Origin of the sequence: Microbacterium sp. IEGM 1404 (assembly GCF_030056775.1) — a bacterium.
Lineage (GTDB): Bacteria > Actinomycetota > Actinomycetes > Actinomycetales > Microbacteriaceae > Microbacterium.
The window spans coordinates 87,666-110,421 of sequence record NZ_JASHKP010000001.1 but is presented as its reverse complement, the minus strand read 5'-3'; the positions used below and the strand labels follow the sequence as shown (position 1 = coordinate 110,421).

Annotated in this window: 23 protein-coding genes, 1 tRNA gene and 1 pseudogene; 8 read left to right on the top strand and 17 right to left on the bottom strand. The window is 72.2% G+C overall.

Annotation, left to right across the window (positions count from 1 at the left end):
* Positions 1–77: 77 nt before the first annotated feature.
* The 12 genes and pseudogenes from QM517_RS00545 to QM517_RS00485 form a co-directional block, all read right to left on the bottom strand.
* Positions 78–1,655 (bottom strand): carbohydrate-binding domain-containing protein, encoded by a 1,578-nt coding sequence (locus tag QM517_RS00545; protein ID WP_283284391.1) that lies wholly within the window; start codon positions 1,653–1,655, stop codon positions 78–80.
* Positions 1,640–2,485 (bottom strand): polyphosphate polymerase domain-containing protein, encoded by an 846-nt coding sequence (locus QM517_RS00540; protein WP_283284389.1) that lies wholly within the window; start codon positions 2,483–2,485, stop codon positions 1,640–1,642. Before QM517_RS00540 ends, QM517_RS00545 begins: the two co-directional genes overlap by 16 nt.
* Positions 2,482–3,135, bottom strand: coding sequence for a DUF4956 domain-containing protein (locus QM517_RS00535; RefSeq protein WP_283284387.1), 654 nt, complete (start codon positions 3,133–3,135; stop codon positions 2,482–2,484). The genes QM517_RS00540 and QM517_RS00535 overlap by 4 nt, the downstream gene beginning before the upstream one ends.
* The gene (locus QM517_RS00530; RefSeq protein WP_283284385.1) at positions 3,132–4,262 is read right to left on the bottom strand and encodes a GtrA family protein; all 1,131 of its coding nucleotides are present in this window, start codon (positions 4,260–4,262) and stop codon (positions 3,132–3,134) included. The genes QM517_RS00535 and QM517_RS00530 overlap by 4 nt, the downstream gene beginning before the upstream one ends.
* A 3-nt stretch (positions 4,263–4,265) precedes the next feature.
* Positions 4,266–5,338 (bottom strand): annotated as a pseudogene (locus QM517_RS18765) (phosphodiester glycosidase family protein).
* Between the two features lie 65 nt (positions 5,339–5,403).
* Positions 5,404–6,921 carry a sensor histidine kinase gene (locus tag QM517_RS00515; protein WP_283284379.1) on the bottom strand — a complete coding sequence of 506 codons (1,518 nt, stop codon included), beginning with the start codon at positions 6,919–6,921 and terminating at the stop codon, positions 5,404–5,406.
* Positions 6,918–7,652 (bottom strand): response regulator transcription factor, encoded by a 735-nt coding sequence (locus tag QM517_RS00510; protein ID WP_283284377.1) that lies wholly within the window; start codon positions 7,650–7,652, stop codon positions 6,918–6,920. Before QM517_RS00510 ends, QM517_RS00515 begins: the two co-directional genes overlap by 4 nt.
* A 40-nt stretch (positions 7,653–7,692) precedes the next feature.
* The gene (locus QM517_RS00505) at positions 7,693–7,899 is read right to left on the bottom strand and encodes a ferredoxin (RefSeq protein ID WP_278102240.1); all 207 of its coding nucleotides are present in this window, start codon (positions 7,897–7,899) and stop codon (positions 7,693–7,695) included.
* Positions 7,896–9,080 carry an NADH-ubiquinone oxidoreductase-F iron-sulfur binding region domain-containing protein gene (locus QM517_RS00500; protein WP_283284374.1) on the bottom strand — a complete coding sequence of 395 codons (1,185 nt, stop codon included), beginning with the start codon at positions 9,078–9,080 and terminating at the stop codon, positions 7,896–7,898. The genes QM517_RS00505 and QM517_RS00500 overlap by 4 nt, the downstream gene beginning before the upstream one ends.
* Positions 9,077–9,667 (bottom strand): ferric reductase-like transmembrane domain-containing protein, encoded by a 591-nt coding sequence (locus QM517_RS00495; protein ID WP_283284372.1) that lies wholly within the window; start codon positions 9,665–9,667, stop codon positions 9,077–9,079. The genes QM517_RS00500 and QM517_RS00495 overlap by 4 nt, the downstream gene beginning before the upstream one ends.
* On the bottom strand, positions 9,660–10,631 hold the full coding sequence (locus QM517_RS00490; RefSeq protein WP_202400777.1) for an FAD:protein FMN transferase: 972 nt from the start codon (positions 10,629–10,631) through the stop codon (positions 9,660–9,662). Before QM517_RS00490 ends, QM517_RS00495 begins: the two co-directional genes overlap by 8 nt.
* Positions 10,631–11,038: a hypothetical protein gene (locus QM517_RS00485; protein WP_283284369.1), complete on the bottom strand. Its 408-nt coding sequence runs from the start codon at positions 11,036–11,038 to the stop codon at positions 10,631–10,633. The genes QM517_RS00490 and QM517_RS00485 overlap by 1 nt, the downstream gene beginning before the upstream one ends.
* 229 nt (positions 11,039–11,267) lie before the next feature.
* On the opposite strand from QM517_RS00485, the gene QM517_RS00480 reads away from it, so the two are divergent.
* The 4 genes from QM517_RS00480 (at position 11,268) to QM517_RS00465 (ending at position 15,277) form a co-directional block, all read left to right on the top strand.
* Positions 11,268–12,752 carry an ABC transporter permease gene (locus QM517_RS00480; RefSeq protein WP_283284367.1) on the top strand — a complete coding sequence of 495 codons (1,485 nt, stop codon included), beginning with the start codon at positions 11,268–11,270 and terminating at the stop codon, positions 12,750–12,752.
* Between the two features lie 37 nt (positions 12,753–12,789).
* The gene (locus QM517_RS00475) at positions 12,790–13,518 is read left to right on the top strand and encodes an ABC transporter ATP-binding protein (protein WP_083735160.1); all 729 of its coding nucleotides are present in this window, start codon (positions 12,790–12,792) and stop codon (positions 13,516–13,518) included.
* Positions 13,519–13,574: 56 nt separating this feature from the next.
* Positions 13,575–14,552: a MauE/DoxX family redox-associated membrane protein gene (locus QM517_RS00470; RefSeq protein ID WP_283284363.1), complete on the top strand. Its 978-nt coding sequence runs from the start codon at positions 13,575–13,577 to the stop codon at positions 14,550–14,552.
* A 104-nt stretch (positions 14,553–14,656) separates the two neighbouring features.
* On the top strand, positions 14,657–15,277 hold the full coding sequence (locus QM517_RS00465) for a hypothetical protein (RefSeq protein ID WP_077052123.1): 621 nt from the start codon (positions 14,657–14,659) through the stop codon (positions 15,275–15,277).
* Between the two features lie 424 nt (positions 15,278–15,701).
* Here QM517_RS00465 and QM517_RS00460 read toward each other — a convergent pair whose 3' ends face one another.
* The gene (locus QM517_RS00460) at positions 15,702–16,424 is read right to left on the bottom strand and encodes a helix-turn-helix transcriptional regulator (protein ID WP_283284360.1); all 723 of its coding nucleotides are present in this window, start codon (positions 16,422–16,424) and stop codon (positions 15,702–15,704) included.
* Here QM517_RS00460 and QM517_RS00455 point away from each other — a divergent pair.
* From QM517_RS00455 to QM517_RS00440, 4 genes are all read left to right on the top strand, one after another.
* Positions 16,408–16,998 carry a helix-turn-helix transcriptional regulator gene (locus QM517_RS00455; protein WP_160897426.1) on the top strand — a complete coding sequence of 197 codons (591 nt, stop codon included), beginning with the start codon at positions 16,408–16,410 and terminating at the stop codon, positions 16,996–16,998. The genes QM517_RS00460 and QM517_RS00455 overlap by 17 nt on opposite strands.
* A 23-nt stretch (positions 16,999–17,021) precedes the next feature.
* The gene (locus QM517_RS00450) at positions 17,022–17,882 is read left to right on the top strand and encodes an AraC family transcriptional regulator (RefSeq protein WP_077052126.1); all 861 of its coding nucleotides are present in this window, start codon (positions 17,022–17,024) and stop codon (positions 17,880–17,882) included.
* An 83-nt stretch (positions 17,883–17,965) separates the two neighbouring features.
* On the top strand, positions 17,966–19,552 hold the full coding sequence (locus QM517_RS00445) for a molybdopterin-dependent oxidoreductase (protein ID WP_283284356.1): 1,587 nt from the start codon (positions 17,966–17,968) through the stop codon (positions 19,550–19,552).
* A gap of 116 nt (positions 19,553–19,668) precedes the next feature.
* Positions 19,669–20,784: a sensor histidine kinase gene (locus QM517_RS00440; protein ID WP_283284354.1), complete on the top strand. Its 1,116-nt coding sequence runs from the start codon at positions 19,669–19,671 to the stop codon at positions 20,782–20,784.
* On the opposite strand, the gene QM517_RS00435 is transcribed toward QM517_RS00440, so the two are convergent.
* From QM517_RS00435 to deoC, 4 genes are all read right to left on the bottom strand, one after another.
* The gene (locus QM517_RS00435; protein WP_283284353.1) at positions 20,768–21,343 is read right to left on the bottom strand and encodes an isochorismatase family protein; all 576 of its coding nucleotides are present in this window, start codon (positions 21,341–21,343) and stop codon (positions 20,768–20,770) included. The two genes, QM517_RS00440 and QM517_RS00435, sit on opposite strands and share 17 nt — an antisense overlap.
* 37 nt (positions 21,344–21,380) lie before the next feature.
* Positions 21,381–21,776, bottom strand: coding sequence for a hypothetical protein (locus QM517_RS00430; protein ID WP_283284352.1), 396 nt, complete (start codon positions 21,774–21,776; stop codon positions 21,381–21,383).
* A 149-nt stretch (positions 21,777–21,925) separates the two neighbouring features.
* Positions 21,926–22,001 (bottom strand) — tRNA-Thr (locus QM517_RS00425).
* Positions 22,002–22,072: 71 nt separating this feature from the next.
* On the bottom strand, positions 22,073–22,738 hold the full coding sequence (gene deoC, locus QM517_RS00420) for a deoxyribose-phosphate aldolase (protein WP_283284350.1): 666 nt from the start codon (positions 22,736–22,738) through the stop codon (positions 22,073–22,075).
* Positions 22,739–22,756 lie beyond the last annotated feature (18 nt).

Here is a 22,756-nt window from a genome sequence, read left to right as displayed (position 1 = left end):
CCTATGAACGGGCTGGGAACGTCGAAGGGGCCGTGGGACGGGGGCAGCTGCCCCGTTCCACGGCCCCGCGCGGTCGTTCAGGGGCGGCCGCCGCCCATCCCTCCTCCCATCCCGCCGGACACGGCCTGACCGGCCGCCACCGTCGTCGACGTGCCGTCCACCGTCACGGTGTACGACTGACCGGAGCTGATCGCGGCGGACGAGAACACCACCGTCTGGAAGTCCTTCACACCGGTGTAGGACGCGCTCACCGCGCCCGTGGCATCCGTGATCTGGATCGACGAGCCGTCGGAGCCGTCGACCGCGGCGGCGAGCCAGCCCTGCGCCGACGACGTCTCCGGGGATTCGGCCATGCCGCTGCTGCCGATCGCCACGAGCGTGCCGCCGGAGACCGTGATGCCGCCGTTGGAGTCGAGCGCGCCGTTGCCGTTCGAGGTCGGGCCGTAGACCGTGACCTCGCCCCCGGTCATCGAGATCGTGCCGTTGGAGTCCAGCCCGTCGCCGTCGGCGTCGATCCGCAGGGTTCCCCCCGAGATGGTGAGCGTCTCACCGGAGTCCTGCATGCCTCCACCTCCACCTCCGCCCCCGCCGCCGCCCGACGTCGAGTTCCCCGACGCGTTCACACCGTCGTCCGACGAGGTCACGCTCGTCGCTCCGCCGGCGATGCGGATGTCGGCCGACTCGATTCCCTCGTACGAGCGGGTGATGTCGACCTGTCCGCCGGCGATGGCCAGGGCCGTTTCGGAATGGATGCCGTCGTCGTCGGTCGCGAGAGTGAGCGCGCCGCCGGTGACGACGGCGTCGGTCTGCGCGTCGATGCCGTCGTCACCCGCGGTCGCGTCGATGGTGCCCCCGGCGATCCAGACGTATCCCTGCGTGGCGTCGTCGGTCTGATCGCTCTTGAGCGCATCGCCGCCCGCGGTGATCGAGACGGTTCCGTCCTTCACCACCAGCGAGTCCTTGCCGCGGAGACCGTCGTCGGCGGCATCCACGGTGATCGTGCCGCCGATGATCGCGAGGTCGTCGGTGGCGGAGATCCCGTCGTTGCCCGAGTCGGTGACCGCGAGCGACCCCGAGCCCGAGATCGTCAGGTCGGTGTCGGCGTAGATCGCCGCGCTCGCGTCGGCGTCGGCCGAGCTCGCCCCCGTGATCGTGTTCGTCGAACCCGCCGCGAGATTCACGGCCACGTCGTCGGCGGAGACCACGTGGATGGCCGAGCCGTCGGCGTTCGTCACGGTCGCGCCGTCGAGCACGAGGACGACGAGCGCGTCCTCGGGAGCGTCCACGACCACCTGTCCGTCGAGGGTGCCGCTCAGGCGGTAGACGCCGGCGGCGGAGATCGTCACGGTCGACCCATCGACGGCGACCGCCGACGAATCGCTCGTCGCGGTGGTCCCGGAGAGGGTGACGTCGACGGCATCCGCGATGCTCCATTCGTCGTCTTTCACGACCGTTCCGTCGGCGTTCGACGCGAGCAGGTCGGCGGCCGCCGCGGGGATGGTCGAGTCCACCTCGGCGATGGTCTCGGTACTGGTCTGCGACGTCGAGGTCGAGGTGTCGGTCGAGGACCCCGGCTGGGCCGTGACGGCGCACCCGGCGAGGACGAGGCCGGCCACGGCCAGCGGGAGGGCGAAGGGGATCAGGCGGCGGCGCATGGCACGTCCTTTCGGTCGGGGTCGGGGGTGGGGACGGCGGAGGCGAGGGGACCCGCGAGCACCCTCGCCCAGCGATTGCGGGGCAGATCCTGATGCAGGGCGGCGAGGCCCGTGGCGTACTTGCTGATGCGCGACGGCCGGTGACCCGCGCGCCACAGCGCACGGTCGAGGCGTCCGGCGCGCCCCGGCGACTTCGTCTCCACGATCGCGAAGCGCGGCAGGGTGAACCCGCCGCCGACCGCATCGATCCACTCGAGGTCGAGGTCGACGGTCGCCCGGGAGGACGGCGCTCCCCCGTCACCGGGCAGGAGCAGGGTCGCTCGCCGGTACCGGGTCTGGAGCCGGGAGTCGAGGTCGTCGGCGCGCGTGGCGGGGATGCCGATGGCATCCAGGGCGAGAGCGACCTCGTCGCGCGCCGCCGCCGTGAGACGGTCGGGCACGGCCGCCGGGTAGGCGTCGCGATCCTTCTGCGTCGCGCCCCGCGCTCCCCGCGTCTTCATCTCGAGGAACGTCGACCCGGTGTCCAGGTACGAGCGCGTGCGCAGCTTGAACCGCCGCCGGCGCCCGTGCGCCGCGAGCCGGAAACTGAGCAGGTCGGGGGTGTCGAAGTACACCGACCGGTACGCCATCTCGCGCCGGGCGTCGATCTCGAGCACCCGCGGCGCGTCCGCTCTCCGGCCGAGCTCCTCCAGCAGCTCCCCCGCGGCGGCCAGGGGCACGAGGTACTTGCGATCCACGCGCGTGAGCAGAGCGGCATCCTCGGTGAGTTCTTCGAGCGACACCGGCGGCAGGACCTCCAGCGCGGCGCCGACGCGCTCGCGGGCGCTCATCGGCCACCGCCGAGGAGGTCGGCGAAGCCGGTGTCGGCGGGCGCCGCCGCCCGCACCTCGGAGCCCAGTGCGGGATCGACCCGCGACGCGACGGGAGCCCCGGCGGGGCGCACCCGGTACCGCACGTCCACGAGCGTGGTGTCATCCACGAGATCCAGCTGCTGCACCGTCAGCGCGGTCACCTCGCCGCCGAGCAGACGACCGAGCTCCGCCCGCAGCTCCGCCTCATCGGCGATCGCCCGGTCCAGGTGCACCGTCTGGTGCCGCGCGCGCGACAGCAGACGCGGGTGGTCGGCGATCGCCAGGACGGCGACGATCAGTCCTACCAGCAGCAACGGGGTCGCCGGGTCGGTGTGAGGCAGTCCGCAGATGAGGCCGATGGCCAGAGCCGCGAAATAGTAGGCGACCTCGCGCTGGCTGATCTCGCTCGAGCGCAACCGGATGATCGACAGCACCCCGAACAGCCCCAGTCCGAGACCCAGCGCGACCTCGGCCGTGCCGAGCACGGACGCGACGGCGAGCACGCCCACGTTCACCCCGAGGAACGCGACCACGAGGTCGCGACGGCGGTGGCGGTGGAAGTACACGGCGCTGAGGACGACGGCGGCGACGAGATCGGTCGCCGCCAGCAGAAGGGCGGTGGTGGTCATCGGATTCTCCCTGTGGTGGGTGTGGTGGTCATGGCATCCGGATCCGCGGTCACGAGGGGGGCCGTGTCGACGCGGACGGTGCGGGCGGGCGGCGCGGCATCCGCGCGAGGGAAGACGAGCGCGCGTTGCACGCCGTAGCTCAAGACGAAGAGGACGCCCTCGGTGACGACCTTCGCCGGAAGCAGGGCGAGCCCGTTCTCGGTGAGGAAGGACATCCACGCGATGTTCGAGGCCAGGAGCGCCAGCGCCAGCACGCCGTAGCGCACGGCCTGTCCCGTCACCGCCTGGTCACGGGCGCGGAAGACCACGCGGCGGTTGACGACGAAGTTCACGGTCGCCGAGAGGATGCGGGCGGCGATGATCGAGGGCACCAGCCACCCCGTCACGAGGTCGAGGACGAAGAGGGCGATCGTGTCGACGACGAACGCCGCGAGCGACGACGAGGCGAACAGCAGCACCGGCATCAGCACCCGCAGCGAATCCCGCACGGGACGGAAGTGGCTGGAGGCGTTGCGCGCGAGATACACCGTCGCGATCGGCACCTCCCGCACCGCCACCCCGTCGGGCGCCAGACGCAGGAGCACGCGTTGCTCGTACTCGAACCCTTCCCCCGGGATGCCGAGGGCCCAGGGGATCCGGTCGGCGGGGATGCCGCGCAGGCCCGTCTGCGTGTCGGTCACGCGGCGCCCCGTGGCGACGCGGAACAGGCTCCGCGCGACCGCGTTGCCGACCCTGCTGCGCAGCGGCACGTCGCCACCGAAATCCCGGACCCCGAGAACGAGAGCGCTCCGACCGCGCCCGGCGTCCTCACGGAGCGCGTCGGCCACGCGGAGCACGTCGGACGGCGTGTGCTGGCCGTCGGCGTCGGCCGTGACGACATCGGCATCCGGGAAGTGGACGGCGATGTCGGCCAGCCCGGTCTTCAGGGCCGCGCCCTTGCCGCGGTTGGCCTCGTGCGTCACGACCCGGGCGCCCGCCTCCCGCGCGGCCGCGAACACCTCGGCGAACCCCGGGCCGCTCCCGTCGTCGACGACGAGGACATCGAGATCGGGATCGGTGCGCCGCAGATCGGCGACCAGGCCGGGGAGCGCGGGACCGGGCTCGAAGGCGGGGATCAGGACGAACACCGGTCAGCCCGCCACGTACAGGATGTCGCTCGTGCCGCGCTCGCCGCCGTTGGACGGGGAGTTGACGACCCTGCCGTTGAAGTACATCGTCGAGCTGCCGCCGCCGTCGAGGTTGTAGGCCGTCGTGGCGCCCAGCGAGATCAGGATGTCGGCGAGCTCCGGGAGCGTGACGCCGTCGCTGTAGCCGGACTGACGGCCGTCCACGACGACGAACACGAGGTCGTTGTCGCCCCGCACACCGATGGCCGTGCGCGGCTGATCCCCCTGGATCGAGTGGTTGCCGACGTTCGTATCGATCTCCACGGCGTCGATCCCCGCAACCGCCGTGCCGTTCTCGACGATCGCCGGTCCGAAGCTGAGGGTGTTCCATACCCCGGCGGCGACGAGGGCGTCGGCGGAGGTCTGCGTCTCGTCGTAGACCTCGACGTGCCCGTCGAGGAAGAACGCGAGCCCCTGACGTGCGGGCTCGTCGCGGTAGACCACGCCGTTGCGGATCTCGATCCCCGTCGAGCGGAACCCGTAGTAGTCGCCGTTGATGGCGAACACGGCGCCGTGCGCCTCCGCGATCTCGCTCGTGGTCTGGATGATGTTCTCGCCGAACTGGTCGTCGGCGAAGGCCGAGCGCAGAGCCGTGGCATCCCCCAGGGTCACCTCGGCCACGTAGTAGGTGAGGGCCGACGAACCCGACCCGGTCGAGACGGTGGAGAGGGCGATGGATGTCGCGCCGTCGCTGAACGAGGTGTCGGTCAGCGTGGTCTCGGCCGAGGCCGTCGCGGTCGCGCGGCGTCGGCGGCGGCGCTCGCCGCGGAGCTGACGTGCTCCGCCTCGTAGGACGAGACGTCGGCGACCTGGACGTGCGGGATGAGGAACCGGTCGGCCGCCCACCACGCTCCGCCGCCGACGGCGACGAGCGCCGCCGCACCGCCCAGGAGGACGGTGCGCCGGGTGACGACCCGGCCGCCGGCCCGCTGCCGGCCGGCGGCGGCGTCGGGGGCCGGCGTCGACGGGTCGGGCGAGGCGCCCGCAGCGGGCTCTCGATCGCCCGGGGATCCGGGGAGGCGGGGTGCGTTGTCCATGCCCCCTGTCTACGGACGGGGCACTAACCGGTCCCTCCCCGCTCCTCGGCGTGGGCTGTGGAACGCTATGCGTCCGCTGTGACGGGGGAAGACCGGAACGCGGGCAGCCGCACGGTGAAGGTCGTCTCCCCCGGTCGGCTCCGCACCGCGAGCGAACCGCCGTGCGCGAGCACGATCGCCTGCGCGATCGAGAGCCCGAGTCCCGTGCTCCCCGCGTCGCGATTGCGCGCCCGATCCCCCCGCGCGAAGCGCTCGAACAGGGTGTCGGCCACGACCGGGTCGATCCCGGGGCCGGTGTCGGTCACGCTCAGGACGGCCTCGTCGCCCTCGCGGCGGATCGAGGTCGTCACGACGGTCCCGGGCGGCGTGTGGGTGTGGGCGTTGCGCAGCAGATTCGCGACCACCTGGCGCAGCCGATCCTCGTCACCCGGAACGGTCAGCGGGTCGTCCGACGCGACGTCCAGCCGCCACTCCCGCTCCCGGTCGACGGCCTGCGCGTCGCTGACGGCGTCGATCGCCAGCAGCGGCAGCTCGACGTCGTCCACCCGCAGCCGCTGGCCCGCGTCGAGCCGGGCGAGGAGCAGGAGGTCCTCGACGAGGGTCCCCATGCGCCGCGACTCCGACTCGATGCGCTCGAGCGAGCGCTGCTGCGTCGACGACATCGGTTCCGGCCCCGAGAGCGTCAGCTGCGCGTAGCCGCGGACGCTGGCCAGGGGCGTGCGCAGTTCGTGGCTGGCATCCGCGATGAATCGCCGCAGCTCGTTCTCGCTGTGCGCCCGCGCGGCGAGCGCGGCCTGCACGTGCCCGAGCAGGTCGTTCAACGACGCGCCCACCCGTCCGACCTCGGTCCGGGTGTCGGTGTCGGACTGGGCGACCCGGTCGGGGATGTCGACGTCGCCGCGGCCGAGGGAGAGTCCCGACACGCGCTGCGCGACCGCGGCCACGCGGTCCAGGGGACGCAGGGCCCGGCGGACGAGGACGGACAGCCCCGCGATCGCCGCGAGCAAGGTCACCGCGCCCACCGCGACGAGGATGGTCGTCAACGCCGTCGTCGTCGCGGCCGAATCGGCGAGCGAGATCCCCGAGAACACGGTCGATCCGTCCGAGTCCCGCGCCGCGACGCGGAACGCCCCGAGGTCGCCGCCGAGGTCCGCCGTGACGGGCACCCCGTCGGTCGGGACGTCGGCCCGGAGGATCGCGACCTGGTCGGTCGAGAGGGTGACGACCGTTCCGTCCGATTGCGTGTAGCTGGAGGACTGGACGCTTCCGTCCGCGGCGACGACGAGCTGCAGCGAACCGACGCGCGGCGACGGCCCCCGTCCTCCCGACCCGCTCGTGCTGGAGGGGCTGGGACCCGGTGCCGGAGACGCGCCGGCATCGGTGCCGGAGAACTGTCCGTGCCCGCCGTCGCGCTGTCCCCCCACCATCATCAGACCGCCCTGGACCTGCTCGTCGAGGCGGTCGTAGACGAACGCGCGGAGCGCCGTGAGGGTGGCAACGCCCATGATCAGGAGGGCGACGGCGACGAGGGCACTCGCGCCGATCACGAGGGCCCTCTGCAGCGTCAGCGGCCGGCGGGTCATGAGGACTTGATGGTGTACCCGACACCGCGCACGGTGTGGATCAACGGTTCTCCGAGCGCGTCGATCTTCCGCCGCAGATACGAGATGTAGATCTCCACCACCCCGCTGCTGCCGCCGAAGTCGTACCCCCACACGGTGTCGAGGATCTGCGTCTTGCTCACGACCCGGCGCGCGTTCTGCATGAGGTAGCGGAGCAGTTCGAACTCCTTCGCGGTGAGTTTGATGGCGACCCCGGCCCGCTGGACCTCGTAGGCGTCCTCGTCGAGGGACAGGTCGCCCACCCGCAGGAGGCTGTCGGCTTCGGCCGCGGCGGCCACGTGACGGCGGGCCATGCCGCGCAGGCGCAGCACGACCTCCTCGAGGTTGAAGGGCTTGGTGACGTAGTCGTCGCCGCCGGCCGCGATCCCGGCGATGCGGTCCTCCACGGCATCCTTCGCGGTGAGGAAGAGCACGGGCACGTCGTTGCCGCCGGCGCGGACGCGGGTGAGCAGCTCGACGCCGTCGATACCGGGCATCATGACGTCGAGCACGAGCAGGTCGGGGTCGAACTCGCGGATGACGTCGAGGGCCTCCCGGCCGTTCGTGACCGCCCGCGCCTCCCAGCCCTCGTTCGCCATCGCCATGCGCAGCAGTTCGCCGAGGTTGACCTCGTCGTCGACCACGAGGGCACGGATCGGTGATCCGTCGGGGCGGGTGAGCGGATGCCGTGCGATGACCATGGGGATCAGCATGCCCTCTCCACGGGGGTGGGGCGAGCCGACCGCGCCGACATCAGCCTCTCCAGGTCAGGGCCAGGCGCGGGCACAGGGCGACGGCATCCCGGGCGTCGCGTTCGCGGCCCGCGGGGACGACGATGTCGGTTCCGCCTTCGGCGAGCGGGTACCCCCAGTCGTCGGTGCGCACCACGCCCGCCAGCAGCTCCGCGCAGACCCCGCGCCCCGTGCAGGCGGTCCAGTCCACGTGCAGGTTCTTCGTCATGACCTCACCCTTCTTCCGGCGCGGCAGCGCCCCTCCGTGTGGGCCTGCGCATCGTCCGCGAACACCGTCAGCGCGCTCCGCAGCAGTCGGACGGTCCCGTCGGGGTGCGCGCAGGCGCCCCGACCGTCGACGAGGCCGGCGATGCGCCGCAGTTCGTCCCGGGTGTCCCGCCCCGCGGCGAGCGCCCGCATCGACGCGGCGATCGCGGGCAGGCCGTTCAGGCACGGCCCGCACTGCCGGGCGGACGCCGCGGCGAGGAAGGCGAGCATGTCGGCCGTCCCACGGATGCCGCAGTCGCCGTGGGAGACGACGTGGAGCACGCCGGCGCCGGGCGACGCCCCCCATTCGTCGAGGCCGCGGGGCGAGAGGGGCGCGTCGAGCGCCTCGGGTGGGAGCCACGTGCCGTGGAATCCTCCGACCAGGACGGCCGCCGGCTCGTGCAGGACCCCGGCCGCGGCCAGGATCTCGGTGATCGGCGTTCCGCCCTCGACCTCGAACACGATCGGCGCCGCTCCGGGCGCGCTGACGCTCACCAGCCGGGTGCCGGCGTCGCCGGCGCGGCCGAGACGCCGGTGCGCCTCGGCGCCGCCGCGCACGATCACCGCCACCTGGGCGAGCGACTCGACGTTCTGCACGAGCGTCGGCCGGCGGCGCAGGCCCCGCTCGGCGAGACGGACGACCCGGTCGGAGGGCACACCGGGGCGCCCGGACACACCGGCGACGAGCGCCGAGGCCTCGCCCCCGACGAAACCGTGATCGGCCACGTGCACCCGGACGATCGCGGCATCCCGCCGTTCGACCAGGGCCTTCTCGACCGCGGGTCGCGCATCGGCATGCACCACGAGGTGGGCCTCGTCGGCGCCCAACGCCTCGGCGCAGATCAGCAGTCCATCGATGACCAGGTGCGGGGCGCGTTGCAGCAGCACCCGGTCCTTCGCGCTGAGCGGCTCGCCCTCGCTGCCGTTGCCGACGACGATCGGGGCCCCGCCGAGCACCGCGGCCCGAGCGACGGCGGCGAGTTTGCGGTGGACGGGGAATCCGGCCCCGCCGCGCCCCTCCAGCCCCGCGCTCTCGAGCTCGCCGAGGAGGCGGTCGAGGGACGGCGACGGACGGGCACCGAACGCCGCGACGTGGGCGGCGAGGTCGGGACCGGTGGCCGACAGGAGGCGCGACGCGGTCACGAGGCCACCCCCACCCGTGCACGCGGACGTTCGACCGGGGCGACGGGATCGGCGGCGCGGCGCTCGCGGGCCCGGAGGACCAGACGCCACGACACCGCCGCCGCGACCGCCACAGCGCACGCCGCGACCGTCACGAGGAACCAGGGCTCGGCGGCATCCGTTCCCGCGCCGATCGCGTGGGCGAGGGCCAGCGGCCACAGCAGGTAGGTGCCGCGGTGGACGAAACGGAACACGCGGGCACCGATCCGGTGCCGCAGCAACGCGGTCACCACCACCGCCAGCACGAGGTCGATCGCGAGCGTGCCGAGTCCGAGCCACACGGGCCGGTACGCCGCGAGGAAGGGCACGAAGAAGTCGACGACGTCCAACTGGGCGTAGCTGTCGAAGAGCAGCGAGACCAGGTGGATGCCGATGAACACCGTCGCGAGGAGCGCGATGTCGCGGTGCAGGCGTGCCGCACCGAATCGCCCGAGGCCCGGCAGCGGGGCGCCGGAGCGGACGACGATCCCGCCGACGACGGCGAGGCTCAACAGCACGAGTCCGACGACCCCGGTGCCGCGCCCGAGGGCCCACAGCGCCTCATCCACGGCTCATCGCCTCCCTCGCGGCGTGCGCGGGTGCGTCCTCCGCCGGCCAGCCGCCGACGGTGTGCACCCGACCCTGGTGGTCCACCAGTCGTGCGGGCGCGCGGTCGGCCAGCCATTCGCGGGCCGAGGCGCCGCGGACGATCGCGGCGGTGGCGTACGCGTTGGCGAGGACGCAGCGCGATGCCGCGACCGTCACGGTGCGCCAGATCGGATCCGCGGGCAGCCCCGTGCGGGGATCGACGATGTGGTGCATCGTCTCGCCGCCGCGGAGCCACCGCCGCCGCAGCGTGCTCGACGTGGCCACGGCGTGGCCCGCTGTCACCCGCACGGTCGTCGCCGGCTCGTCGGGGAGGTCCTGGACGCGCACGTGCCATCCGTCGCGCGGCTCGGGGCCGGCCGTGGACACGTCTCCGCCGAGCGACAGCAGCACCGAGCAGTCGAGACGCGCGGCGATGGTCGCCGCCACCCGGTCCGCGGCGAGCGCTTTGGCCGTGGCGCCGAGGTCGAGCGTTCGGTCCGCCGGCACGCGGAGGCGTCGACCCCGCAGCTCCACCCGCTGCCATCCGGCGACGTCCGTCGCGATGGCGCGCACCGGCCGGTCGTCGTCGAGGACGAGCTCGATGTCGCGGTCGTAGCCGAGCGCGCTCAGGTGGCGGCCGAGGGTCGGATCGACGGCTCCCTCGGTGAGGCGGGCGGCGTCGAGGGCCGCGCCGACGTACTCGGTGAGTAGCGCGCTGATCGGGGCTCCGGTCGGCAGGTCGGCGGCGATGCGGTTCAGCTCGCTATCGCCGCGGAAGCGGTTGAGGGCCGCATCGACGAGGGCGAGCTCGCGGTCGGCGATCTCGCGGGCGGCGTCGCGCAGCTCGTCGATGTCGCGGATGCCGCGCGGCAGCCGTTCCGTGTCGCCGTCGACGACGAGGACGGCATCGGTGGACCAGAGGCTCCACAGGGAGGAGGCGCGCATCATGACCCGCTCGAGGTGGCGTCGGACTGCGTGGACTGCGACGACGAGACCGATCCGGAGGACGAACCGGTCGAGCTGTCCGAGGTGGACGCCCCCGAGCTCGACTCGGCCGCGGTGCCGCCGGTGGTGTCGGTCGTCGTGGCATCCGTCGTCGCGGAGGTGTCGGTCGTCGCGGAGGTGTCGGTCGTCGCGGCGTCCGACGTTTCAGCGGTCGCGGATGCCGACGGCGTCGGCGTCGCGGTCGACACGGCGGTGTCGGACGTGGTGGTGGACGACGTCGCCGCCTCGGTCGCCGAGGAGCCGTCGACCACCCCGGTGGCGATGACCGCCACGGCACCCGCGCTGAGGGCCGCGACCATGGCTGTGGCGACCCGGGTGCGGAGCCACATTCTCTGCAGAGCACTCATCGGTGCCTCCTTTCGATGACCCCATGCTCACGAGGCCCGACAAGAGCAGCACTCACCGATCCGATGCGCCGTCTTTGCGATGTCTATGCGCCTGCTGTGCGAGGCGGTGACCGCGGATCGACCGCCGGGAGGACGGACATACCGCTCGCATAGGAAGCGTGAGGGATCGATGAGGGCGCCGTCCCTACTTTCGGGGCCACGGCCGCACTCCGCGCCGGGAAGGAGAACCATGTACTGGACGTACCTGCGGCGCGAACTCGCGGGCCGCACCAAACAGACCGTGATCGTGGCCGTCGGACTGGCCGTCGCGATCGCGCTGGTGATCGTCGTCAACGCCCTCTCCGCGGGGGTGCGCGACGCGCAAGCCCAGGCGCTCTCGTCGGTGTACGGCGTGGGCACCGACCTCACCGTCACCGGGGCGCAGACCCAGCCCGGCGAAGGCGACAGCGGCCCGCGATTCGATTTCGGCGCCGACGACGGATCCACCTCCGACGGCACGACGTCGCTCAGCCAGTCGCGGCTCATGACGGACATGATGCGCGGAACGCTGGATGCCTCGACCGTGACGACCGTGGCCGGACTCGACGGCGTGGCCTCCGCCACGGGTGCCCTCGCACTCACCAACACCACGTTCTCGGGGGAGATCCCCGACCGCAGCGCCGACTCGGGCACGAGCACCGACGGCGCGCAGGGCGGCGGCATGGGCGAACCCCCGTCCGGCGGACCGGGCGGTGACGGTGGCAGCGCGTTCGACATCAACTCCTTCAGCGTGCTCGGCGTGGATCCCTCCGCGACCGTGGGTCCGCTGACCTCCGTCACGGTCTCGGACGGCCGAGCTCTCGCCGCCTCCGACGCCGGGACCGACGTCGCCCTGGTCGACGCGACCTACGCCACCACCAACAGCCTCACCGTCGGCGGGACGATCGACGTCGGCGGCACCACGATGGAGATCGTCGGCATCGTCGCCTCCGCCTCGGCTGAGGCCGACACCGCCGCGAACGTGTACCTCCCCCTCGATGTCGCGCAGTCGCTCGCCGGCGTGGGCGCGGTCGTCTCCACCGTCTACGTGCAGGCGGACTCCGCGGATGCCATCGACACGGTGCAGGCCGAGGTCACGGCCGCTCTGCCGGACGCGACGGTGAGCTCGCAGTCGGAGCTCGCGTCGACGGTCTCGGGCTCGCTGTCCAGCGCGTCCTCGCTGATCTCGAACCTCGGCACCTGGCTGTCGATCGTCGTGCTGGCCGTCGCCGTGGCGCTGGCGGTGCTCTTCACCCTCTCCGGCGTCTCCCGCCGCACCCGGGAGTTCGGCACGCTCAAGGCGATCGGCTGGTCCAACGGCCGCGTCGTGCGTCAGGTCGCGGGCGAATCGCTCGTGCAGGGGCTGATCGGCGGTGCCGCGGGACTGATCCTGGGGCTCGGCGGCATCCTGCTCGTCAACGTCATCTCCCCCACCATCTCGGTCGCCGCTTCCTCGACCGGTGCCACGGGCCCCGGCGGTCAGGGCGGCCAGGGCGGACCGGGGATGGGCGGCGGCGGCGGCTTCGGCCAGGCCGCGTCGCAGGCCACCGACATCGTGCTCAACGCCCCCATCACCCCCACCGTCGTCGTCGCGGCGGTCGGGATCGCCGTCCTCGGCGGCGTCTTCGCCTGCGCCATCGGCGGCTGGCGCGCCGCACGGCTCAGCCCCGCCGCCGCCCTCCGCTCGGTCGCGTGACCGGCATCCGTTCCCACCTCATCCGCAGGGAGACATCATGACCATGACCGGTATTCCGCCCCTTTCCCCCGACCCCGTCGTGCCGACACCGGCCTACCGCCTGGAGGGCGTCACGCGCACCTACCGGCAGCGCGAGCGCATCGTGAAGGCGCTGGACGGGATCGACCTCGAGATCACGGCAGGCGATTTCGTCACGATCCAGGGCCCGACGGGCGGGGGCAAGTCGACGCTGTTGCAGATGCTCGGGGCGCTCGACCGTCCGACCGACGGCAGTGTGCGCCTCGGCGACCTGGACATCGCCCGGGCCTCCCACACCGAGCTGGGCCGTGTGCGCGCGGCCGAGATCGGATTCGTGTTCCAGGGCTTCAACCTCATCCCCACCCTCACGGCGGCCGAGAACGTCGACATGGGGCTCGAGCCGCTCGGCCTCGATCGCGACGAGCGTCGTCGGCGCGTCACGGAGGCGCTCGAGCGCGTGGGCCTCGCCGACCGGGGCGACCATCGCCCGACCGAGCTCTCGGGCGGACAGCAGCAGCGCGTCGCGATCGCGCGGGCCGTGGCCAAGCGGCCCCGCGTGCTGCTGGCCGACGAGCCCACGGGCAACCTCGACGAGCACATGCGCGATGAGATCCTCACGGTCCTCGAAGCGCTGAACGCCGAGGGGCTCACGCTCATCATGGTCACGCACGACTCGGCGGTCGCGCGGCGTGCGCGTCGACGGCTGCGTCTCGCGAAGGGCCGCATCACCGACATCACGCGCGGGTGATCCCGGCGGGGGTGAGCCGCGGTCCGCGGCCGCCCCCGCCGCCTATGCTTCCAGGAATGACAGCCTGGGCCATTCTCCACCTCGTCGCGACGATCGTGGTCGGCGCAGCTTTCCTCGTGAGCGGCGCCACCAAGATCCGCGGCATCGCGACCACGCGGGAGACGATCACCGCCCTCGGGCTGCCCTCGATCCTGCGCAACGACGCCGTCGCGCGGCTGTATCCGATCGCCGAGATCGTCCTGGGAATCGCCCTGCTGGTGCTGCCGGCGCCCGCGTGGTGGATCGCCGCGGCGGGCGGTGCGGCGCTCATGGCCGTCTTGACCGCACTGGTCGTCCGGGTCGTCCGGTCGGGGCAGGCGGTCTCCTGCAACTGCTTCGGCGCGACCCAGGTGCTCAGCGGACGCTCGGTCGCACGCAACGCGGTGCTCCTGGCGCTGTCGCTGGCGACGGTGGCATCCGATCCGTTGACGACGGCCCCCGTCACGCAGGCCCTGCAGACAGCTCCCGACGAGCTGCTCGCGATCGTGACGGCCGTCCTCACCACGGCCGTCGTCACGGCGCTCATCACCCTCGGCCCCGCCCTCCCGAAGGACGCCGAGACCTTCGAGGATCGCGTGCTGGAGGTGCCCGAGGCGACGGTGCGCGACAGCGTCGGCCGTGAGGTCGATCTGCGCGGAGTCGTCGCGGGGGGTCCGGTGCTCCTGATCAACGTGAAGACCGGATGCAGCCCGTGTGCCACCGTCATCGAGACCCTGCGCGACGGCGACCTCATCGCCGACCGCGTGCGTGTACGCCTCCTCGAACGCACGCCCGCCGACGGAACACTCGACCGCCCGCGCCTCTGGGACGATGCCGGCGCCGTGGCGCGGCTGCTCGGGCTTCAGAACACCCCGTCGGCGCTCCTGATCGCCGCCGACGGCACCATCCCCGCCGACCCGGTGCGCGGTTCCGAGCAGATCTTCGCGCTGGTCCGGGGCATCGAGGAGGCCGTCGCGGCGCAGCAGCCGCAGCCTCTCGACGGTGTCGACCTGTGAACTAATCATCGTGTAGACATCCCCTCCCCTCTTTTCCGCACCCCCCTAGCGTCGCGGTACCGGTCGGCCATCGACCGTCACACCGCACTCTCTGGGGGATCACCATGTCCGAGGCATCGACCGGGCTCGACCGTCGTACCGTTCTGAAGGGCGCCGCGTGGTCGGCCCCGATCGTCGCGATGGCCGTCGCCACGCCGCTGGCTTCCGCTTCGACGGGCCCGACCTGTCCGCCCTGCCTCACCGCGGGCGTGCTCGGCGCCGTCACGACGCAGGCCGTCGTCGTCGGCAATACGGGCGCCCTGGCCTTCGTGGGCGCGCTGGGGCTCGACTCCCGCGGCTGCGACCTGACGCTCTTCCAGCCGCTCTACACGATCATCCCCACGAGCGCGACGCTCACGATGAGCGACGGCACGACGCACAGCGGCACGGGCCTCACCGCCGGCACCGGCACGTTCGGCCAGATCGGCGCTCTGCCCGGGACCCTCCTGTTCAGCAACCTCAGCTTCCCCAGCGGCACCTACGTGCTCAACAGCAACCCGCGCCGCCCCACGAAGATCGTCGTCGAGGCGAACGTGATCCTGGTCGGTCTTCCGTCGCTGATCGAGATCACGTGCCCCGTCACGCTGACGTACACCCTCGACGTCTGGGGGGTCGGCGTCGTGACCCCCTCCTTCCTCGGCGGCACCGGCACCATCAACTTCACCGGCACCGCCACCCCGGCGTGAGCGCACAGGGCCCCCGTCCGTTCCGTTCGCCGACGGGACGGACGGGGGCTCCGTCGTTGCGCGGACGGTCGGATCCACCGATTCCGCACCAGTACGCGCCAGATTCGATGCACACCACGCCACCGGTCCGGGCCGGCTCCCGACGCGGAAAGATCACGAAAGGTGCGGTTGGACTCGTCCCCTTCCCCCGTGGAAGGAGCCACGTCTTCCCGCCCACGGGGAACGGGGGGACGGATGCGACGATCGACGGGGAACCGCGAGGTCGGAGACCGGCGCGAACCGCGCCGGGTGGTCGTCGTGACCGGCGCGTGGGCGTACCCGTGCGTCGCGATCAGAGCGGTCGGCGCGGGGTGCCCCGAGATGTCCGGCATCCCCTCCGGCGGCCGCGAGGCGGTGGGGAAGGGATGAGCATCCGCGCGCGCCCTCACGGCGCGTCCATCCAGCCCTCCTCGATGAGCCGCGCACGCAGCTCCTCGCGATTCGCCGCTCCCAACGCCCGTCGGGCCCGCTGCAGGTGCGTGCGCACCGACGACACGGGCAGCCCCAGCCAGCGGGCCAGCCACTCCGCGGAGGGCGCTCCCCGCCCGGCGAACAGACAGGCCAGCTGCAACTGCCGATCGGATAGCCGCGCCTGGCTGAGCAGGGGCCGGATCGCCCGCTCCGCCGCGACGGCAGGCTCCGACCCGTCGAGGCAGTCGAGCAGGTCGGAGAGGTCGTGGTCGCGCGTGAGGACGGCGGCAGCCCCGACGTCGAGGAGGCGCGCGCGGTGCCGCGGAGACGGACGGTTCCCCACGACGACGGGACGCGCGCCCGCCGAACGCAGCGCACGGACCTTCAGCGCCGTCGGCACGTGGTCCATCAGCTCGGCGCGGACGATGACGCATCGGGCAACGCTCTCGATGGAGGTGACGTACTGGGCCCACGAGGAGGTCACCGCGCCCACCTCGACCGACGTGTGTCCCAGCGTGATCGCGGCCCGCACCGCCGGACCGATCGACAACAGATCGTCGACGACGTCGACGGTCGATCCCCGGACCTGCTCCCCGTGCCCCACATCGGGAGCGTAACAAGCCATGTCCACCGCGCGAACCACGAATGAATCGGCCGTCTGGGCCGCGAGCTCCCACAGGATGGCCGCGACCCTCATGGCCGAGTACTTGCGCGCCGCCCTGCGGCGCCCCGTCGTGGCGGGTCCGCCGGTCGAACCCCATCCGGCGCGGGTCACCCTCCTGATGGCCGAGCACGAGGACTCGCGCACCCTCCCCCGCACGCTGCGCGCGCTGAGTTCGGGGTCGAGCCGCGTGATCCTGCGGTACGACGGGGCGGAGCGATCGGCCGACATCCTCGAAACGGCGGACCGCTTCGGAGTGTGGGCCACCGTCGACGCGCGGGACGACGTGCGGGGCCTCGTCGACCTGGTCCGACGCGGATTGACCCGGTCATCGGCGTCGAGCGGTTTCCACACGACGGCTCTGGCCGGATGGCATCACGCCACCGACCCCGAAGCCTCGGCGCTCACCGAACGCGAGAAGGCCGTCGTCCGTCTCCTGTGCGGCGACACCCCCCTCGACACGGCGGCGGCGGCGCGACGACTGGGCATCAGCGTGAACACCGTCAACGTGCACCTGCGCAACATCCGCCGCAAGCTCCGTGACCGATACACGGGGAATCGCCAAGCATTACGGGATGCCCTCGCCGACGCCGGTTGGTTGGAATGCTAGAGGGTCGGAAGAGTGGAGAGAGAATGTTGGATCGCGCACAGAATGTCCGTTATACGGAGAACCTCGCGATCCGCGTGCCCGAGGGAGGGAAGGTCTCCCTCGGCCATCTGGTCATCCGCCGCACCGACATCTACCGTCTCCGCAACGTGACACGAGTGACCCTCACCCTGCTCGAGCCGCAGCGCGACGAGGTGTTCCTCTTCTCCACGCTGTCGCTTCCCATCGACGTGACCGTCGGGTCGGAGACGTCCGGGGCGCAGGTCCACGAGGTGGTCATCGTCAACGAGCCGAGAGTAGAGATCTCGACGCCGATTCCCACCGACGTCATCGTCGCGGTGTCCCAAGCCTGCGTCATCGAGGAGATGGGACTGCGCGCGGACGAACCGACGCCGTCGATCCGTCGTCTCGCCGTCAACAGGCTCGTCGGGCTCCCCCTCATCGCCGGGCTGACCCAGGCCTTCGACCTCGTGGAGGCGGGCACCGTCAGCCTCGACCCCCGGGTTCTGGACTTCCTGCACGTGCTGGGGCGCAGCGCCGTTCACCTCCCGCACGACGTCGAAACCGACGACGCCGACCCCGTCCCCCTGCTCGCGCGCGTGCGCGCCCTGATCGCCGCCCTGCACACCGATCCCGAGCTGACCCCCGCGGGCGTCGCCGACGCTCTGGGCATCCCCCTGCGGACCGTCCAGAGGACCCTGTCGGCCGAGGGCACGTCGATCGCGAACGAACTGCGGGTCGCGCGCGCCCGGACGGCGCGATCGCTGAGGGAATCCGACGCCGGCCGGGCGAGCGGGATCGCGCGTGTCGCGCGCGACGCCGGGTTCGGCAGCGTCTCCAGCATGCGGCGGGCGCTGCGCGAACTCGACGCCCGCGAGATCGGCTGAGGCCGCGGCATCCGTTCCGCCTCCCGCTCCGAATCACCCATATGGCGGTGCTCTGTGCGTCGTCGACGAGGAAGAGGGATGCCATGACCACCGACACCGCGGCCCGCACCGACGAGCCGACCACCGTCCGGCGTCCGCGAGGCTGGTTCTGGGCCTCTCTGGCGGGACTCGTGTCGGCGGCCGCGCTGCTGGCCGTCGCCGAGCTGTTCGCCGTGCTCGTGGCTCGATCGGCCAGCCCGGTGCTCGCCGTCGGGTCGTTCATCGTCGACATCGTGCCGCGCCCGTTGAAAGAGCTCGCGATCACCGTCTTCGGCGAGTCCGACAAGATCGCCCTGCTCGCCGGCGTCGGCCTCGGAGCCGCCGTCGCCGCGGCGGTCGCCGGAGTGCTGGAGTACCGCTTCCGCCCGGTCGGCGCGATCCTGCTCGGTGTCGGGGGCGCCCTGGCCACCGCCGCGATCGTCACGCGCGCCGGAGCCACCGCGCTCGCGTGGCTGCCGCCGGTGCTCGGCACCGTCGTCGGCGTCGCCCTTCTCGTCATCCTGAGCCGTCGCCTGCGGCGCTGGTCCTCCGCGGCCGCCGAGGGCGACGCCACCGCGGCCGGGGTCGACCGCCGCGGCTTCTTCCTGCTGTCCGGCATCGCCGCCGCGACCGCCGTCGTCGTCGGCGTGGGCGCGCGCGTGGTCAACGCGGCCACGGCGTCGGTCGCCGCAGCCCGCGACGCGCTGCGCCTCCCGGCCACGCGCAGCACCGTCACCGTCCCCGAGGGCGCGTCGCTCGACGTCCCGGGCCTGTCGCCGATCATCACGCCCAACGCCGATTTCTACCGCGTCGACACCGCCCTCACCGTGCCGAACGTCGACCCGTCGACGTGGCGCCTGACCATCGACGGCATGGTCGACAAGCCGATCGAGCTGTCCTTCGACGACCTCGTCAACATGGGCCTCGACGAGTACGGCGTGACCCTCACGTGCGTGTCGAACGAGGTCGGCGGCGGGCTCGTCGGCAACGCGATCTGGCAGGGCGTGCCGATCCGCGACGTGCTGCGCATGGCGTCCCCGCAGGGCGACGCCGACATGGTGCTCTCCGAGAGCGTCGACGGGTTCACGGCATCCACTCCCCTGAGCTCCCTCACCGACGACGGCCTGGATGCCATCTTCGCGGTGGCCATGAACGGCGAGCCGCTGCCGTTCGAGCACGGCTTCCCCGTGCGCATGGTGGTGCCCGGTCTGTACGGGTACGTGTCGGCGACGAAGTGGGTGAGCAAGCTCACCGTCACGCGATTCGACCAGATGGAGGCGTACTGGACCCCGCGCGGCTACTCCGCGGAGGCGCCCATCAAGATGTCGTCCCGCGTGGACACGCCGAAGATCGGCACTCCGGTCTCGGCCGGCAAGGTGCCCATCGCGGGAATGGCGTGGGCGCAGCCGATCGGCGTGAAGATCGTCGAGGTGAGCATCGACGACGGCGACTGGCAGCAGGCGACGCTGTCGACGCCCATCAACGACCAGTCGTGGGTGCAGTGGGTCCTCGAGTGGGACGCGCAGCCCGGCTCGCACTACATCACCGTCCGCGCCACCGACAAGCAGGGCAACGTGCAGATCCAGGAGCAGGCGGCGATCGCCCCGAACGGTTCCAGCGGCTGGCAGCGCACGCTGGTCACGGTGAGCTGACATTGCGCGAAACGTCCGGCGAACGAGCCGTGTCAAGCGCTGGTCTTCGCCCGCACGGCGGGGCATGATCGGGGCATGCCCTCAGCAAGCATCCCGCCGTTCATCGGCCGCCCCGCATGAGCGTGGCCGAGGACGACGCCATCCCTTACCTTCCCGCCGTACCCGCATCCGATGAGGTGAGACCCATCGCCAGTCTCCGACGCGCCCTCCCGCCGGACTGGGACGGTCAGGTCGACCAGTTTGCGATCGTCAAGCTCGACGGCGGCGGCATCGTGCGCGGGTGGAACGTGGGGGCCGAGCTCATCAAGGGCTACGCGGAGCACGAGATCGTCGGCGAGCACTTCTCGCGGTTCTATCGCGACGAAGACCGCCGCCGCGGTCTGCCGGACAAGCTCCTCGCCGCCGCGCAGCGCGAAGGGCATGTGGAGGACGTCGGCTGGCGCGTGCGCAAGGACGGCAGCGAGTTCTGGGCGAGTGTGACGATCTCGGCGATCCGCAGCGAATCGGGTCAGGTGCTCGGATTCGTGAAGATCGTGCGCGACCTCACGAGCGAGAAGCAGTCGACCGACGAGCAGGCGGCTCTTCAGCGGACCTTCGCGCACGATCTGCTGTCGCCGGTCACTGCGCTTCGCGGCTACCTCGAGCTGGTCGCCGAGGAACTGCCCGCCGACCATCGGCTCATTCGACTCGCGGCCGAGGCGAGCGACCACCTCGTCGCGATGGCCCAGGCGCTCATGGCCGACGCGAACTTGCGCCCCGAGCGGGGTCGTCGCCGCGCCACTCTCGATCTCGTGGCGCGCGGCGCGGTCGCCCTCGTGCTCCCGGGCGACGCCCCGGACCGGGTCGCCTACGGACAGATGGATGCCGTCCCGGTCGTGGGCGATGTCCTCGGTCTCCGCCGCGCGGTGGCCAACGTCCTCGAGAACGCCGCGAAGTACTCGGACGACGTCATCGAGGTGGAGGTCTACGAGACCGACGAGGGCGCCACCGTGTCGGTGCGGGACCGGGGCCGCGGCATCCATCCCGACGACCTGCGGACCGTGCTCGAGGAGGGCGAGCGCGGCCGGATGGCGGATGCGCGCGACGGCGGCAGCGGGATCGGTCTGGCCAGCGTCCGGCACATCGTGCAGGAGCACAGCGGCACCGTGCGGATCACCAGCGAACTGGGCTCGGGGACGACCGTGACCCTCACGATCCCCCGCGCCGACGACGAGGTCACTCGGAGCGAGTGAGGCGGGCTCCGGCCGTTTCGATCTCGGCGAGGGCCGCGGCGCTGGAATCGGGGTGCACGCCCGCGACGAGGTCGGTCAGCACGCGCACCGCGCGTCCGGCCTCGAGAGCGTCGAGAGCGGAGGCGCGGACGCAGTAGTCGGTGGCGATGCCGACGACGTCGATGTCGCGGATCCCGTGCTCGTCGAGGATGTCGGCGGCGGTGCGACCGTCGTCGGTCACGCCCTCGAACAGCGAGTACGCGGGCTTCCCCTGCCCCTTCTTCAGGTGATGGGTGACCCGGCGGGTGTCGAACACCTCGTCGTAGTCGGCGCCGTAGGTGCCCCCGACGCAGTGCACCGGCCAGGTGTCGACGAAGTCGGGCTCGGACGAGAAGTGGCCGCCGTTGTCGTCGTCGCCGTGGTGCCAGTCGCGCGAGGCGACGACGACCGCGTAGTCGTCGGCGTGCGTGTCGAGGTACCGCGAGATGCGTTCCGCGACGGCGTCGCCGCCGACGACGCCGAGGGCGCCGCGTTCGGTGAAATCGTTCTGGACGTCGACGATGAACAGTGCCCGGCTCATGCCCCGAGCCTACGCGCGGCCGCGACCGCCGTGCTCGTCAGCCGCGCAGGAACAGCAGAACGATCGAGAGGGCGGACGCCACCGCACCGAGCCCGAGGACCCCCGCGGCGAGCAGGGCGACGAAGCGGACGAGGGGCGACGAGCGCGTCAGCCGCATGCGGTGCACCGACCCGCGGCGGGCGAAGACATCGGCCATGTCGGCGTCGCCGATCCGGGCGTCGTCGTGCGGGGAGAGCGGGGCTTCGTTGACTCCCCCGTGCTCGTCGAACCAGCGGACGACGCGGTGGTCGTCGACGTCCTCGACGACGGCGCGCACCGGCAGCCAGGTGCCGTCGGCGACGTACAGGATCAGCGCCGCCACCGCGAGGAGAATTCCGGCTCCGAGACCCACCCAGGTGAAGAGCTCGATGACGACATCGACGACGTTCGACACGGGGGCTCCTGCGGGCGGGGCGATGATCTCCGCGCCGAGGCGCGACGGTGGAGCTTCAGCCTATCGGGCCGTCGGCGCCCGCCCCGCGGCGCGGTTCGGGGCGGGAACGCGAAAGGCCCGGGTGGGAAACCCGGGCCTTTCGGTTGTGCTGGAGCCGCCTAAGGGAATCGAACCCTTGACCTATTCATTACGAGTGAATCGCTCTGCCGTCTGAGCTAAGGCGGCGCGCGCCGCTGACGCGTGCACGATCATCGATCTTACATGCTCAGCGGCTCGCCCGACGAATCGGGGCCGGCTCAATAGTCGGCGGTAGCCGAGCGGTCGGCGAGGATGTCACGGCTCGACGACAGACCCAGGCGGGTCGCGCCGGCGGCGATCATGTCTTCGGCTGCCGCGCGGGTGCGGATGCCTCCGGATGCCTTCACCTCGGCGCGGTCGCCCACGGTCCGCTTCATGAGCGCGACGGCGTGGACGCTCGCGCCGCCGGCGGGGTGGAAGCCGGTGGAGGTCTTGACGAAGTCGGCGCCCGCGGCCACCGCGGCCTCGCAGACGGCGACGATCGCGTCGTCGGACAGCGCGGCCGACTCGATGATGACCTTGAGGACGGTCGGGGCGGGGACGGCGGCGCGGACCGCGCGGATCTCGGCCTCGACGATCTCGTAGCTCCCCTCGATGGCGGCGCCGATGTCGATGACCATGTCGATCTCGTCGGCGCCCTGGGCGACCGACAGCGCCGCCTCGGCGGCCTTGACCTCGGCGTGGTGCTTGCCGCTGGGGAACCCGCAGACGACGGCGACCTTCAGCCCCGCGGGCACCTCGACGGGGAGGAACGACGGCGAGAGGCACACGCTGTAGGTGCCGAGTTCGGCGGCGTCGGCGATGGTGCGCTCGACGTCGGCGCGGGTCGCTTCGGGCTTGAGCAGCGTGTGGTCGATGTAGGTGGCCAGGTCGGGCGTGGTCATGGTGCTCCTTCGGGCGGG

Bases quoted from the DNA above. Each gene is read 5' to 3' on its own strand.
- QM517_RS00475 (WP_083735160.1), top strand. From the start codon at position 12,790: ATGACCATGACCGGTATTCCGCCCCTTTCCCCCGACCCCGTCGTGCCG.
- QM517_RS00510 (WP_283284377.1), bottom strand. From the start codon at position 7,652: ATGCTGATCCCCATGGTCATCGCACGGCATCCGCTCACCCGCCCCGAC.
- QM517_RS00470 (WP_283284363.1), top strand. From the start codon at position 13,575: ATGACAGCCTGGGCCATTCTCCACCTCGTCGCGACGATCGTGGTCGGC.
- QM517_RS00545 (WP_283284391.1), bottom strand. From the start codon at position 1,655: ATGCGCCGCCGCCTGATCCCCTTCGCCCTCCCGCTGGCCGTGGCCGGC.
- QM517_RS00450 (WP_077052126.1), top strand. From the start codon at position 17,022: ATGTTGGATCGCGCACAGAATGTCCGTTATACGGAGAACCTCGCGATC.
- QM517_RS00485 (WP_283284369.1), bottom strand. From the start codon at position 11,038: ATGAGTGCTCTGCAGAGAATGTGGCTCCGCACCCGGGTCGCCACAGCC.
- QM517_RS00480 (WP_283284367.1), top strand. From the start codon at position 11,268: ATGTACTGGACGTACCTGCGGCGCGAACTCGCGGGCCGCACCAAACAG.
- deoC (WP_283284350.1), bottom strand. From the start codon at position 22,738: ATGACCACGCCCGACCTGGCCACCTACATCGACCACACGCTGCTCAAG.
- QM517_RS00460 (WP_283284360.1), bottom strand. From the start codon at position 16,424: ATGAGGGTCGCGGCCATCCTGTGGGAGCTCGCGGCCCAGACGGCCGAT.
- QM517_RS00455 (WP_160897426.1), top strand. From the start codon at position 16,408: ATGGCCGCGACCCTCATGGCCGAGTACTTGCGCGCCGCCCTGCGGCGC.
- QM517_RS00490 (WP_202400777.1), bottom strand. From the start codon at position 10,631: ATGCGCGCCTCCTCCCTGTGGAGCCTCTGGTCCACCGATGCCGTCCTC.
- QM517_RS00505 (WP_278102240.1), bottom strand. From the start codon at position 7,899: ATGACGAAGAACCTGCACGTGGACTGGACCGCCTGCACGGGGCGCGGG.
- QM517_RS00465 (WP_077052123.1), top strand. From the start codon at position 14,657: ATGTCCGAGGCATCGACCGGGCTCGACCGTCGTACCGTTCTGAAGGGC.
- QM517_RS00535 (WP_283284387.1), bottom strand. From the start codon at position 3,135: ATGACCACCACCGCCCTTCTGCTGGCGGCGACCGATCTCGTCGCCGCC.
- QM517_RS00445 (WP_283284356.1), top strand. From the start codon at position 17,966: ATGACCACCGACACCGCGGCCCGCACCGACGAGCCGACCACCGTCCGG.
- QM517_RS00515 (WP_283284379.1), bottom strand. From the start codon at position 6,921: ATGACCCGCCGGCCGCTGACGCTGCAGAGGGCCCTCGTGATCGGCGCG.
- QM517_RS00440 (WP_283284354.1), top strand. From the start codon at position 19,669: ATGAGCGTGGCCGAGGACGACGCCATCCCTTACCTTCCCGCCGTACCC.
- QM517_RS00435 (WP_283284353.1), bottom strand. From the start codon at position 21,343: ATGAGCCGGGCACTGTTCATCGTCGACGTCCAGAACGATTTCACCGAA.
- QM517_RS00540 (WP_283284389.1), bottom strand. From the start codon at position 2,485: ATGAGCGCCCGCGAGCGCGTCGGCGCCGCGCTGGAGGTCCTGCCGCCG.